13 protein-coding genes and 4 tRNA genes are annotated in these 12,139 nt (G+C 73.4%); 3 read left to right on the top strand and 14 right to left on the bottom strand.

All coding sequences use genetic code 11. The features are described 5' to 3' along the window. Positions 1–34: 34 nt before the first annotated feature. From rplA to ACI8AR_RS16240, 5 genes are all read right to left on the bottom strand, one after another. Positions 35–754 carry a 50S ribosomal protein L1 gene (gene rplA, locus ACI8AR_RS16260; RefSeq protein ID WP_456937986.1) on the bottom strand — a complete coding sequence of 240 codons (720 nt, stop codon included), beginning with the start codon at positions 752–754 and terminating at the stop codon, positions 35–37. A gap of 131 nt (positions 755–885) precedes the next feature. Beyond that, positions 886–1,317 carry a 50S ribosomal protein L11 gene (gene rplK, locus ACI8AR_RS16255; protein ID WP_387987792.1) on the bottom strand — a complete coding sequence of 144 codons (432 nt, stop codon included), beginning with the start codon at positions 1,315–1,317 and terminating at the stop codon, positions 886–888. 55 nt (positions 1,318–1,372) lie between these two features. Further along, positions 1,373–2,278 (bottom strand): transcription termination/antitermination protein NusG, encoded by a 906-nt coding sequence (gene nusG / locus ACI8AR_RS16250; RefSeq protein WP_456937987.1) that lies wholly within the window; start codon positions 2,276–2,278, stop codon positions 1,373–1,375. Positions 2,279–2,320: 42 nt separating this feature from the next. Continuing rightward, positions 2,321–2,866, bottom strand: coding sequence for a preprotein translocase subunit SecE (secE, locus tag ACI8AR_RS16245; RefSeq protein ID WP_457051938.1), 546 nt, complete (start codon positions 2,864–2,866; stop codon positions 2,321–2,323). 142 nt (positions 2,867–3,008) lie between these two features. Beyond that, positions 3,009–3,081 (bottom strand) — tRNA-Trp (locus tag ACI8AR_RS16240). A gap of 278 nt (positions 3,082–3,359) precedes the next feature. Here ACI8AR_RS16240 and ACI8AR_RS16235 point away from each other — a divergent pair. Further along, positions 3,360–4,592 (top strand): pyridoxal phosphate-dependent aminotransferase, encoded by a 1,233-nt coding sequence (locus ACI8AR_RS16235; protein WP_456949073.1) that lies wholly within the window; start codon positions 3,360–3,362, stop codon positions 4,590–4,592. 1 nt (position 4,593) lies between these two features. Here ACI8AR_RS16235 and ACI8AR_RS16230 read toward each other — a convergent pair whose 3' ends face one another. The 7 genes from ACI8AR_RS16230 to ACI8AR_RS16200 all read right to left on the bottom strand — a co-directional run bounded on the left by ACI8AR_RS16230 (position 4,594) and on the right by ACI8AR_RS16200 (position 9,956). Further along, complete coding sequence (locus tag ACI8AR_RS16230) at positions 4,594–6,042, bottom strand: M1 family aminopeptidase (RefSeq protein ID WP_457051937.1); 1,449 nt, start codon at positions 6,040–6,042, stop codon at positions 4,594–4,596. After that, entirely contained in the window at positions 6,039–6,467 is a 429-nt protein-coding gene (locus tag ACI8AR_RS16225; RefSeq protein ID WP_457051936.1) for a MaoC/PaaZ C-terminal domain-containing protein, read from the bottom strand. The genes ACI8AR_RS16230 and ACI8AR_RS16225 overlap by 4 nt, the downstream gene beginning before the upstream one ends. Beyond that, a complete protein-coding gene (locus ACI8AR_RS16220) occupies positions 6,464–6,910 on the bottom strand; it encodes an FAS1-like dehydratase domain-containing protein (RefSeq protein WP_456937992.1) in 447 nt (148 codons plus the stop codon). The genes ACI8AR_RS16225 and ACI8AR_RS16220 overlap by 4 nt, the downstream gene beginning before the upstream one ends. Positions 6,911–6,942: 32 nt before the next feature. Further along, entirely contained in the window at positions 6,943–7,107 is a 165-nt protein-coding gene (gene rpmG, locus ACI8AR_RS16215; protein WP_387987806.1) for a 50S ribosomal protein L33, read from the bottom strand. Between the two features lie 100 nt (positions 7,108–7,207). Further along, a tRNA-Met gene (locus ACI8AR_RS16210) sits at positions 7,208–7,281 on the bottom strand. A 45-nt stretch (positions 7,282–7,326) separates the two neighbouring features. Next, positions 7,327–7,399, bottom strand: a tRNA-Thr gene (locus ACI8AR_RS16205). Positions 7,400–7,484: 85 nt separating this feature from the next. After that, entirely contained in the window at positions 7,485–9,956 is a 2,472-nt protein-coding gene (locus tag ACI8AR_RS16200; protein WP_457051935.1) for a putative bifunctional diguanylate cyclase/phosphodiesterase, read from the bottom strand. Between the two features lie 629 nt (positions 9,957–10,585). Between ACI8AR_RS16200 and ACI8AR_RS16195 the strand changes: the two genes are divergently transcribed. After that, entirely contained in the window at positions 10,586–11,029 is a 444-nt protein-coding gene (locus tag ACI8AR_RS16195) for a pilus assembly protein TadG-related protein (protein ID WP_457051934.1), read from the top strand. A gap of 67 nt (positions 11,030–11,096) precedes the next feature. Here the strand turns inward: ACI8AR_RS16195 and ACI8AR_RS16190 are convergent. Further along, positions 11,097–11,178 (bottom strand) — tRNA-Tyr (locus tag ACI8AR_RS16190). 89 nt (positions 11,179–11,267) lie between these two features. On the opposite strand from ACI8AR_RS16190, the gene ACI8AR_RS16185 reads away from it, so the two are divergent. Continuing rightward, positions 11,268–11,759, top strand: a complete 492-nt coding sequence (locus tag ACI8AR_RS16185) for a YajQ family cyclic di-GMP-binding protein (RefSeq protein ID WP_387987812.1) — start codon at positions 11,268–11,270, stop codon at positions 11,757–11,759. Between the two features lie 78 nt (positions 11,760–11,837). Here the strand turns inward: ACI8AR_RS16185 and ACI8AR_RS16180 are convergent, their stop codons facing one another. Next, positions 11,838–11,975 (bottom strand): hypothetical protein, encoded by a 138-nt coding sequence (locus ACI8AR_RS16180; protein WP_457051933.1) that lies wholly within the window; start codon positions 11,973–11,975, stop codon positions 11,838–11,840. Positions 11,976–12,139: the final 164 nt, after the last annotated feature.

Genomic DNA, 12,139 nt, shown 5'->3' with positions numbered 1-12,139 from the left:
GCGTGCGAGCGGTGGGGGGCGAGGGGGTCCTCCATCAGGCGGTGGGCTCGTCCACCGTCAGGTTGCGGGTGCGGTTCGGGTCGACCGGGATGCCCGGGCCCATCGTGGTGGAGATGGTGACCTTCTTCAGGTACCGGCCCTTGGCCGCGGCCGGCTTGGCGCGCAGCACCTCGTCGAGGGCGGCGGCGTAGTTCTCGACGAGCTTGGCCTCGTCGAAGGAGGTCTTGCCGATCACCAGGTGCAGGTTGGCCTGCTTGTCGACGCGGAAGTTGATCTTCCCGCCCTTGATGTCCGCGACGGCCTTGGTGACGTCGGGGGTCACGGTGCCGGTCTTCGGGTTCGGCATCAGGCCACGGGGGCCGAGGATGCGGGCGATCCGGCCGACCTTGGCCATCTGGTCGGGCGTGGCGATCGCGGCGTCGAAGTCCAGGAAGCCCTCCTGGATGCGGGCGATCAGGTCGTCCGAGCCGACGACGTCGGCGCCGGCGGCCTCGGCCTCGGCGGCCTTGTCGCCGGTCGCGAAGACGATGACGCGGGCGGTCTTGCCGGTGCCGTGGGGCAGGTTGACCGTGCCGCGGACCATCTGGTCGGCCTTGCGCGGGTCGACGCCCAGCCGCATGGCCACCTCGACGGTGGCGTCGTAGGTGGTCGGCGAGGTCTCCTTCGCCAGCCCCGCCGCCTGCAGCGGGCTGTACAGGGTCTCGCGGTCGACCTTGGCGGCCGCCTCGAGGTACTTCTTGCCGTGCTTCGCCATGGTGGTTCCTCTCCCCCGCCGCGGGTGCGGGGATCGCGTGGTGTGCGGGCCTGGCGCAGGCCCTCCCACAGGTGCACGGGGCTCGGACGGGCCCCGGGTGGTGCAACGCCGCCGGTTCCCGGCGGCTTCCGTCAGCCGGTGACGGTGATGCCCATCGACCGGGCGGTGCCGGCGATGATCCGCTCGGCCTCGTCCAGCGAGTTGGCGTTGAGGTCGGGCATCTTCGTCTGCGCGATCTCGCGGACCTGGTCGCGGGTGACCGTGGCGACCTTGGTCTTGTGCGGCTCGCCCGAGCCCTTCTCGACACCCGCGGCCTTGAGCAGCATGCGGGCGGCCGGCGGGGTCTTGGTGACGAAGGTGAACGAGCGGTCCTCGTACACCGAGATCTCGACCGGGACCACGTTGCCGCGCTGCGACTCCGTGGCGGCGTTGTACGCCTTGCAGAACTCCATGATGTTGACGCCGTGCTGGCCGAGCGCCGGACCCACGGGCGGCGCGGGGGTGGCCGCACCGGCGTTGATCTGGAGCTTGATGACCGCGGTCAACCGCTTCCTGGGGGGCATGACTTCCTTCTCGTGTGACTCAGGCTCGAACGGCCGGGGTGGTGCTCGGGCGCACTCAGATCTTGGCGACCTGGGTGAACGACAGCTCGACCGGCGTCTCCCGGCCGAAGATGGAGACCAGCACCTGCAGCTTCTGCTGCTCGGCGTTGATCTCGTTGATGGTCGCCGGGAGGGTGGCGAACGGGCCGTCCATGACGGTCACCGACTCGCCGATCTCGAAGTCGACGACGGCGGTCGGCGCGGACGCCGCCGCGGGCGAGGCCGCCTCGGCCGCCTTGGCCGCCTGCGGCGGGGCGTCGGGCACCAGCAGGTTGACGACCTCGTCGATCGACAGCGGCGAGGGCCGCGAGGTGGCACCGACGAAGCCGGTGACGCCGGGGGTGTTGCGGACCGCGCCCCAGGACTCGTCGTTGAGGTCCATCCGGACGAGCAGGTAGCCGGGCAGCTTCTTCCGGTTGACCTGGGTGCGCTTGCCGTTCTTGATCTCGGTGACCTCCTCGGTGGGCACCTCGATCTGGAAGATGTAGTCCTCCATGTCCAGCGACTGGATGCGGGACTCGAGGTTGGTCTTCACCTTGTTCTCGTAGCCCGCGTAGGAGTGGATGACGTACCAGTCGCCGAACTGGGTCCGCAGGGTCCGCTTGAGCGTCTCGCGCGGGTCCTCGTCCGCGGCCTCCGCCTCGGCCAGGGCCTCGGTCACGACCGGGTCGTGGTCGGGGGCCGGCGCGGCCAGCGGGTCGCCGACCAGGCTGTCGCGGCCGCCGCCCTCGACCGCGGGGGTCACGTCGGCGACACCGGTGGCGGTGTCCTGGTCGGCGGTGTCGACCGAGCCCTCGGCGGAGCCGGCCTCGTCCGCGCCGGTCTCGAGGTCGACGCTGCCGCGGACGTCCATCCGCTGGTCGTCGAGGTCGATGGCCTCGACGTCGCTGTCGGTGTCGAAGGGCTCGCGGGGGTCGGTCACGGGGTCTCTTCCTTGTCGGGTGCGGTCAGGCGCAGGGGGCGGTCAGCCGAAGACGGCGAGCACGCCCTGCGCGAAGAGGACGTCGAGGCCCGCGACGAGCGCCACCATGAACGCCACGAAGAGGATGACGACGGTCGTGTAGGTGATCAGCTCCCGGCGCCCGGGCCAGATGACCTTGCGGAGCTCGGCGACGACCTCGCGCAGGAACCGGCGCAGGTTGCGCTTCTGCCGGACCTCCTCGGCGCGCGCCCGCTGCGCGGCGGCCCGGGACCGGGTGCCGGAGCCCTCGGCGGCGCGACCGGCGGGACGGCTGCCGGTGGCCTTCTCGCGGGCGGGGCGCCGGGTGCGCGGGGCGGCCGGCTCGTCGTCCTCGTCGTCGCCGGTGGTGATCCGGCCGCCGCGGCGGCGGGCCGGGGCGCTGACGACCTTGTCCTCGTCGGCCTCGGCCTCGGCGGCGACCTCGGCCTCGGCGGCCTCCAGCTCGGCGGCGTCCTCGACGCCCGGGGCCTCGCGGTCGAGCTGCTCGTCGGACAGCTCGGCGTCGGAGGCGGTGCGGGGGTCCTCCCCGCGGCCCGGCTTCTCGCTCACTGCGCCTCGCTCGCGTCGTGGTTGGTGGCCGCTGCTGTCGGGCCGTCTGGTGTGGTGCTCGCCGGCCGGCGACCGCGTCCGGGGAGCCGGTGCGCGGTCGTGCCGGGTCGTGCTGCCCGCCGGCACGGGCCGGCGGCACGGGCAGGGGTGACAGGACTTGAACCTGCAGCCTGCGGTTTTGGAGACCGCTGCTCTGCCAATTGAGCTACACCCCTTGGCGCCCGGGGCCGGTGACCCCGGGCTGCCCCGGGACGGTCGGGCCGCGCCCTCGGCACGCCGGTCCCGGGAGGATCCGGGGCACGCCGGTGGCGGGGTCGAACGCCCCAGGGTTGCCAGTGTACGGGACCGCGGGACCGGTCCGTGACCGCGCTCCGGAGGACCTCCCGCGCGGGGGTCACCGGGGCGGCGCCGTCGGCGGTGGTACCGCGGGCCGTGCCGCGGAGGACCGGGAACTGACGGGCCCCGGCGGCGTGGCGCCTGACACGATGGACCCATGACCGCCGTCTCCCCGTCGGAGTCCGCCCTCTCCCCCGCCGAGCGCCGCGTCTCGCGGCGCATCGGGTCCATCGCCGAGTCCGCCACGCTCGCGGTGGACGCGAAGGCCAAGGCGCTCAAGGCGGCGGGCAAGCCGGTCATCGGCTTCGGCGCCGGTGAGCCGGACTTCCCGACGCCGGACTACGTCGTCGAGGCGGCGATCGCCGCGGCCCGGCAGCCGGCGATGCACCGCTACACGCCGGCCGGCGGCCTGCCCGCGCTCAAGGAGGCGATCGTCGCGAAGACGGCGCGCGACTCGGGCCTGACCGTCACGCCGGCGCAGGTGCTGGTGACCAACGGCGGCAAGCAGGCCGTGTACGAGGCGTTCGCCACGATGCTCGACCCCGGCGACGAGGTCCTCGTGCCCGCGCCCTACTGGACCACCTACCCGGAGGCGATCCGGCTGGCCGGCGGCGTGCCGGTGCCCGTGGTCGCCGACGAGGACAGCGGCTACCTCGTCTCGGTCGAGCAGCTCGAGGCCGCGCGCACCGAGCGCACCAAGGTGCTGCTGTTCGTCTCGCCGTCCAACCCGACCGGCGCGGTCTACCCGCCCGACCAGGTCGAGGCCATCGGCCGCTGGGCCCTGGAGGCCGGGCTGTGGGTGCTCACCGACGAGATCTACGAGCACCTGACCTACGGCGGGGTCACCGCGCCGTCGATGCCGGTCGTGGTCCCCGGGCTCGCCGACCGCTGCGTCGTCGTGAACGGGGTGGCCAAGACCTACGCGATGACCGGCTGGCGGGTCGGCTGGATCGTCGGCCCCGCCGACGTCGTCAAGGCCGCGACCAACCTCCAGTCGCACGCCACCTCGAACGTCGCCAACGTGTCCCAGGCGGCGGCGGTGGCCGCGCTGACCGGCGACCTGTCGGCGGTGGACGCGATGCGGACGGCATTTGACCGGCGCCGGAAGACGATCGTGTCGATGCTGCGGGAGATCCCCGGCATCACCTGCCCCGAGCCGCAGGGCGCCTTCTACGTCTACCCGTCGGTGAAGGGCCTGCTGGGCCGGCCGATCAACGGCCGCACCGCGTCGAGCAGCGCGGAGTTCGCCGAGATCGTGCTGGAGGAGGCCGAGGTCGCCGTCGTCCCCGGGGAGGCCTTCGGCACGCCGGGCTACGTGCGGATGTCCTACGCGCTCGGCGACGACGACCTGGCCGAGGGCGTCGGCCGGCTGCAGCGCCTGCTGAGCTGACTCAGTCCGGCAGGTCGTCCTCGTCGAGGGCGCCGGCCGCCACCAGCACCTCGGTGGCGGCCGGGAGGTCGGCCAGCGCCTGCGCCAGGTCGGCGGGCGTGGCGATCCTCCACGCGTTGACCTGCACGTAGCAGCGCAGCGCCGCGTCGAACTCCGCGGCGCCGGCGGCCTGCCGGGCGGCCAGCAGCGCGGCGCCGCCCTTGCCGTAGACGACGTCGAAGTAGCTGCCGGTGTCGGAGAACTCGTCCATCGCCGCGCCGACGTCGCCCGGTGCGGCCAGCGTCGCGTCGAGCCGCTCCTGCGGCACGTCACCGTCGCTCTCGGCGTAGGTCGCGAAGGCCTCGTCGAGCCACGGGTCGCGGAACTGCGAGCCGCCGACCATGCCGTAGAACCACATGTGCGCGACCTCGTGCTCGAGCACGACCCGGCTGGCGCCGGCGAGCAGGATCGAGCTCGGGTACTCGATGCCGCCGCCCGCGTCGGGCAGCAGCGGCACGGTGAGCGTGTCGTACGGGAAGGGGCCGAACCGGTCGGCGAGGGCGGTCACGTCGTCGCTGGTCCAGTCGGCGAGCTCGCCCGGGCCGGTGCGCGAGTCCGGCAGCACCCCGGTGGTGATCTCGACGCCGTTCGGCGAGGTGAGGGTGGCGGTCCGGAAGTCCCCGGCGGCGACGCTGACGTCGCGGGCGACCGGCTCGTGCGAGGTCCAGGTGCGCCGGCCGTCCTCGGGCGCGGAGGGCTCGTCCTGGTCGCCGGTCATGAGGACGACGAGGTCCTCGGGCGCCGAGACGCTGACCGTGGTGTCGGCGACCGGGCTGGTGGCGGTCTCGCCGAGGATGCCGACGAACGGGTCGCGCGCCCAGCCGACGCCGGGCTCCCAGGCCAGCAGCGGGAAGCCGCTGGCCCACCAGGACACGTCCTCGGCCGTGCCCAGCCGCTCGAAGCCGCTGCCGCCGAGGGAGACGGTGAAGTCCAGCTCCACCTCGGTGGACGCGCCGGCCTCCAGCTCGCCGTCGAGCTGGAGCACGTAGAGCCCGCCCGGGCCCTCGGCGCCGGCGTCCTCGTAGCCGGCCTGGTCGACGTCGTCGCCGCGGACGTCGTCGACGGTGATCCGGTTGCCGAGCTCGGCCGCGCCGGGGCTGTTCGGCACCAGCCGGAACACCATCTCGTCGGTGGCGCGGTCCGGGGTGAAGACGACGTTCTCGGTGCCGGTGACGGTGCGCCCGTCGTCGGAGAGCCGGAACTCCAGGTCGACGACCGGGCGGTCGGGGTCGGGCTCGGCGCGCTCGGCCGGGCAGTTCGGGGCGTCGTCCCCGCCCTCGGACGACCCGGGCGACGACGGCGCCGCCGACGGGGACTCCTCGGCGGCGAGCGTCTCGGTGAAGGAGGTGCCGCAGCCGGCCAGCAGGAGCAGCGCCGCGGCCGCGGCCGGCAGGGCTCTCCGGGGGGTCATGCCAGTGCGACGGTGGCGCGGGCGAGGGACAGCACCTTCTCGCCGCCGCTGGTGACCGTGAGGTCCACGCGCACCCGGTCGCCGTCGAGGACGGCACCCACCCGGCCGCGGACGGTGACCTCGGCGCCGGTGTCGTCGTCGGGCACGACCACCGGGCGGCCGAAGCGGACCTGGTACTCGACGACGGCGCCCGGGTCGCCGGCCCAGTCGGTCACCGCGCGGGCGGCCAGGCCCATCGTGAGCATCCCGTGGGCGATGACGCCGGGCAGGCCGACGCCGGTGGCGACCCGGTCGCTCCAGTGGATGGGGTTCAGGTCGCCGGAGGCGCCCGCGTAGCGGACGAGGTCCGCGCGGGTGACCCGGTGCGTCTGCTCGGGCAGCTCGGTACCGACGGCGACGTCGGCGGCCCGCAGCCGGGCGCTCACGCCGTCCCCCGGGCCACGAGCATCGAGGTGGCGGTGCAGACGGCCTCGCCGTCCTCGGTGGCGACGTCGACGCGGGTGGTGAGCAGGTCGTTGCCGGCCACGCTGCGCACCGCCTCGATCGTCGTGGTGCTCACCAGCCGGTCGCCGGCGCGGATCGGCCGGTGGTGGGTGAACCGCTGCTCGCCGTGCACCACCCGGCTGTAGTCGAGGGCCACGTCGGGATCCTCCAGCACGACGTCGGCCGCGCCCAGGGTGACCACGATGGCGAAGGTCGGCGGCGCGACGACGTCGGGGTGCCCGAGCGCGCGGGCGGCGTCGGCGTCGGTGTGCACCGGGTCGGCCGCACCGACGGCGGCGGCGAACTCGGCGATCTTCGCGCGGCCGACCTCGTAGACGGCGGAGGGCGGGTAGCTGCGCCCGACCAGTCCTGCGTCCAGCGCCACTCCCGCCCTCCCTCGCTCCTCGCGGACCGGCGTCAGCGGGTCTCGCGGTGGACCGTGTGCTTCTTGTCCCGCGGGCAGTACTTCTTCAGCTCGAGCCGGTCGGGGTCGTTCCGCCGGTTCTTGCGGGTGATGTAGTTGCGGCTCTTGCACTCCTGGCAGGCCAGGGTGATCTTCGGACGGACGTCGGTGGCTGCCATGGGGCACTCCTCGCCTTGTGCGGACCGGCCCGGAGGCCGGGGACCGTGGCGGCGGGTGCCGACACGGCGACGGACCCCGGGGTACGGGGTCCGTCTGGGGTAGCGGTGACCGGATTTGAACCGGTGACACAGCGATTATGAGCCGCTTGCTCTGCCAGGCTGAGCTACACCGCCGGGAAGACCGCGCGGCCCGGTCTCGCGACAGGACCGGTGGGTCGGAGCCCCTTTACGGAATCGAACCGTAGACCTTCTCCTTACCATGGAGACGCTCTGCCGACTGAGCTAAAGGGGCGTGCTCACTGAGCCGGAGGGAACTCTACCCCACCGTCTCCGGCGGTCTCGCACCCCCTCCGGGGTGTGCCGGACGACTGTAACAGTCAGGCGCGGACGAACAGACGGCGGTGCTGGGCGCCGGGCGCGGCGGACCGCACGCCGGTGCGCGCGAGCAGCCACTTCTCCAGCATCTCGTCGGCCAGCGGCCGGCTGACCAGGAAGCCCTGGAGCTTGTCGCAGCCCATCTCGGTGAGCAGCTTGCGGGTCAACTCGTCCTCGACGCCCTCGGCGACCACGCGCAGGCCGAGGTTGTGCGCGAGCTCGATGATCGAGCGGGCGATGAACGACTCGCCCTGGCTGGTGGACATCCCCAGCACGAAGGACTTGTCGATCTTGACCTCGTCGATCGGCAGCTGCCGCAGCTGGGACAGCGACGAGTAGCCGGTCCCGAAGTCGTCCATCGACAGCCGCAGGCCCAGGGCGTGCAGGTCGGTGAGGACGGTGCCCGAGCGCACCGAGTCGTCGACGACGCTGCCCTCGGTCAGCTCCAGGATGAGCAGCTCCCCCGGGACGCCGTGGCGGCGCAGCGCCCGCTGCACCCGCTCGACCAGGTCCGGCTCGGCCAGGCAGCGGGCGGAGAGGTTCACCGCGACCGACAGCGCGATGTCCTGGTCCAGCCACCGCCGGCAGCGGGCCAGCGCGAGGTCCAGCACGTGGTCGGTGAGCGGGCCGATGCGGCCGATCTGCTCGGCGAGGTGGATGAAGTCGTCCGGCGGGATCGCGCCGAAGCGCGGGTGCGCCCAGCGGACGAGGGTCTCCACCGAGACGATGTCGGAGGTCCGGGCGTCGATGATCGGCTGGAAGACGACGCTGATCTGCCCGTCGGCCATGGCCTGCTCGAGCTCGGTGCCCAGCTGCAGGCGGCGCAGGCTCTGCTGGTCCAGCACCTGGTGGTAGCTGGCGACGCCGCCGCTCTCGGAGGCGGCCGCCAGCAGCGCGACGTCGGCCCGCTGCATGAGCGTGCCGGAGTCCGTGCCGTGGACCGGTGCGGCCGCGACGCCGACGGTCAGCGTGACCTCCAGGTCCAGGCCGGCGACCCGCGCCCGGGTGGAGGTGGCCTCGCGCAGCCGCCGGGCGGCCCGCTCGGTCGCCGGCAGGGACAGGCCGGGCAGGAGGACGGCGAACTGCTCGCCCTCCATCCGCGCGACGAGCGCGTCCGGCGGCGCGTGCTCGCGCAGCAGGCCCGCGGTGACCAGCAGCAGCTCGTCGGCCGCGGCGTGGCCGAGGGTGTCGACGATCTCGGTGTGGTTGTCCAGCGCGGCGAGGACCAGGCCGGCCCGCGCCCCGACCGGGTCGGCGCCGAGCATCTGGTCGATCTCGGCGGCCAGCCGCTGCCGGTTGGGCAGGCCGGTGAGCCGGTCGTGGTCGGCGTCGTAGCGGATCTGGGTGAGCAGCTGCTGCTGGCGGATCGCCGCGTTGACGTGGGTCAGCATCGAGTCCAGCGCGGAGCGGTCGCTGCCGGAGAAGGACACGACGTCGCTGCGCCGGTCGCACACCTCGAGGTAGCCGGGCTCGCCGGCCGCCGTCGCCACGGGGGCACCGAGGACCTCCTGGGCGCCGCGGCGGGCCAGGGCGGCGGACTCGGCGGGCGTCGCGCGGCCGGCGGCCACCAGGACCGGCTCGGAGGACCCGGGCGTCAGCACCCGCTGGCGCAGGACGTCCTCGGGGTCGGCCGGTCCGTCGTACCAGGTGACGCCGCCGTCGCCGGCCACGACCAGCCGCGGCGGCTCGTCGAGGTAGGGCGGCAGCCACAGCGCGACCTTGTCCGCGTTGAGCAGCTCCTGGACGGCCTGGACGATCTGCATCGGGCCGTCGGCGTCCGGCCGCACCTGCTCCACCCGCCGGGCGAACTCGTAGACCTGCTGCACGGTCCGCCGCTCACGCAGCGCCGAGGCCGAGAGCCGGAACACCGCGATCATCGCAGCGAGGACGGGGAGGAGGAGCAGCCAGGCCCAGCCGTTGGACCGAGCCAGCAGCAGAGCCCCCACCCCTGCGGCGACGCTCAGCGGCCCGACGACGAACTGCGGCACCAGCGCGCCGATCCAGAACCGACGGTCGAGCCGGCCGTCGGTTAGCGTGATGATGGCGGCGACGCAGAGGGCCGACACGACGTCCGCGATCGTGACCGCCACGATGAGTGCCGCCCACGTGAGGGGCGAGTCGATGTCCGACGTGGGGAAGAGGCGGAGCACCGCCACCGCCGCGGTCACCTCGAGAACGGCGAGCGCGACGTTGAAGACCGTCTTCATCGGCGCGTAGCGCTGGCGGACGAGGACGAGGAGGACCGCGGCACCGCGGGCAACGGCGGCCCACAGGCCTCCGACCTCGACCAGTGCGATGACGACGACCAGCTCCATGGGCGTCACCTGGAAGGTCTGACGCCGGACCTCGAGGTCGAGTTGCACCGACTCGGTGATGACGAAGGAGACGAACACCGCCACCAGCCAGACCACTGACGGGATCTGCCAGGTGGACGGCAGGACGAGAGCGCCGAGGGCCAGGGCCAGTGCAGCCATGGCGCCAATCGGCACCCACGGCTGGGGAGTCTTGATGGCAGGCTGCGTCGGAGCGGGAGCCACGGGCTCGCAGCGCTCGACGGCATGGGCCTGGGGCTCGGCCAACGTGACCCTGTCTGCTGGATGGGGCGGGCGTCGGCAGAGGCTAACAGCGGACGATGTGTGCGTCCTCACCCTTCGGGGGCGGTCGCCGGAGATCGGCGACCGCCACCCGCGAAGAGCACCTAGCGGTCACACACCCCAGCGGTTCCCGCGACCCCAACGGTTCCCGCGACCCCAACGGTTGCCGCGACCCCAACGGTTGCCACGCGCAGACAGGACCGTGGACGTGGTGGTGCCCATGACGCCTCCTCAGGCTTGGAAAAAGACAGCTGTCAGCTGCGGCTGTCACCCAGGCGCGGGGGCAGAGCGTCGTTCGAGTACGGACCGCGCCCGGAACCTTCGTTTCCCTCACTCGGGCGAGGCAAGCACGGAGCATCACGAACGGGTGACGGCCCGTAGTGTCACTACAGAATGTAGTTGTTGATCAGCGGTTCGTCACCGGCACGGGTGACAGGTGGTGCCCGTGTGATCGACCGGGTCTGTGGACGACCGTCCGCCCGAGGCGCGCCACACCTACGCTGCGCGCCGTGCGGGGAGGCGGGCGGCCGGGCGGCGGCGAGGCGGAGCGCGGCTCCGCGATGCCCTTCGTCCTCGTCTGCTGGCTGGTCGCCGCGTTCATGGCGCTCGGCGCCGTCGCCGCGTCCGACGCCTTCCTCGAGCACCAGGACGTGCAGGCGGTGTGCGACGGCGCGGCACTGGCCGCCGCCAACCGGGCCGACGACGGGCGGATCTACGCCACCGGCGTGGGCGCGGCGCTGCCGCTGACCGGCGAGACGGCGCGGGCCGCCGTCGCCGACCACCTGGCCGACGGCGGGACCGCGCTGGACGCCTGGTCGGCGGAGACCGACGGCACCGAGGTCACGGTCCGCTGCACGCGGTCGGTGCGGATCGCCTTCGGCTGGCTGTTCCTCGGCGGGCGGCCGCTGGAGGTCACCGCGGTGGCCGGCGCGCAGGCCCCGACGCTGCCCTGAGGCCGGCCCCGGACCCGGAACGCGGAACGGCCCCCGACCTGCTGGTCGGGGGCCGCTCTGCGAGGGGTGGCGGGTGAAGGATTCGAACCTTCGTAGGCTAAGCCGACGGATTTACAGTCCGCTCCCATTGGCCACTCGGGCAACCCGCCGTGGACCCACGGGGAGAGCGTACAAGACGGGCCGGCGACGGCCCGACGAGGTCCCGTCGCGGGTCCTCCGCGCGGGGTGAGGAGCAGACATGGCCGACTCGTCCTTCGACGTCGTGAGCAAGGTCGACCACCAGGAGATCGACAACGCGATCAACCAGGCGGGCAAGGAGCTCGCCCAGCGCTTCGACTTCCGCGGGACCAACGCCAGCATCGCCTGGGCCGGGGAGAACGGCGTCCTCCTCCAGGCCGACACCGAGGAGCGGGTCAACGCCGCCCTCGACGTCTTCAAGGACAAGCTCGTCAAGCGCGGCATCTCGCTCAAGGCCCTCGACGCCGACGAGCCGCAGTCCTCCGGCAAGGCCTACAAGCTGTCGGCGCGGATCAAGCAGGGCATCGAGTCCGACGTGGCCAAGAAGATCGCGAAGATCATCCGCGACGAGGGTCCCAAGGGCGTCCAGGCCCAGATCCAGGGCGACCAGCTCCGCGTCAGCGGCAAGAAGCGGGACGACCTGCAGGAGGTGCAGCGGCTGCTGCGCGCGCAGGACCTCGACGTCGCCCTGCAGTTCGACAACTACCGCTGATGCATCGCACCGTGGCGGGACGATGACGGGCCGAACCGCCGCTGCCGCACTCCTCCGCGCGGTCGACCCGCAGGTCGGTCACGCCACCGAGCCGGTGTGCGCGCCGGTCGGCCTCGTCGTGGGGCGGGTGCTCGGGCTGGTCGCGGCGCCGACGACGCCGGCGAGTCCACGCTGCTGCAGACGCCCGTCGGGCTTCTCCCGCACGGGGTCGGCCATCCCGAGTCGGTCGTCGGCCGAGGTGGACGCCTTCGGGCCGACCGGCCGCGTCGACGCGTTGCCGTCTCGGTCGTCCTCCGGTCGGCGGCGCCGCCCGGCGCTGGCGGCCCCGACCCGGCGTGCCCGGATGCCGGTGGTCGCCCGGCACCGCGGTGCGGGCACCC

Source organism: Geodermatophilus sp. SYSU D01036 (assembly GCF_054050435.1).
This window is presented reverse-complemented; position numbering and strand designations above follow the sequence as displayed.

Coding starts and splice junctions, on each gene's coding strand:
- rpmG (WP_387987806.1), bottom strand. CDS start 7,107: ATGGCAGCCACCGACGTCCGTCCGAAGATCACCCTGGCCTGCCAGGAG.
- ACI8AR_RS16235 (WP_456949073.1), top strand. CDS start 3,360: ATGACCGCCGTCTCCCCGTCGGAGTCCGCCCTCTCCCCCGCCGAGCGC.
- ACI8AR_RS16180 (WP_457051933.1), bottom strand. CDS start 11,975: ATGGCCGACCCCGTGCGGGAGAAGCCCGACGGGCGTCTGCAGCAGCGT.
- ACI8AR_RS16185 (WP_387987812.1), top strand. CDS start 11,268: ATGGCCGACTCGTCCTTCGACGTCGTGAGCAAGGTCGACCACCAGGAG.
- ACI8AR_RS16230 (WP_457051937.1), bottom strand. CDS start 6,042: ATGACCCCCCGGAGAGCCCTGCCGGCCGCGGCCGCGGCGCTGCTCCTG.
- ACI8AR_RS16200 (WP_457051935.1), bottom strand. CDS start 9,956: ATGGCTGCACTGGCCCTGGCCCTCGGCGCTCTCGTCCTGCCGTCCACC.
- rplK (WP_387987792.1), bottom strand. CDS start 1,317: ATGCCCCCCAGGAAGCGGTTGACCGCGGTCATCAAGCTCCAGATCAAC.
- rplA (WP_456937986.1), bottom strand. CDS start 754: ATGGCGAAGCACGGCAAGAAGTACCTCGAGGCGGCCGCCAAGGTCGAC.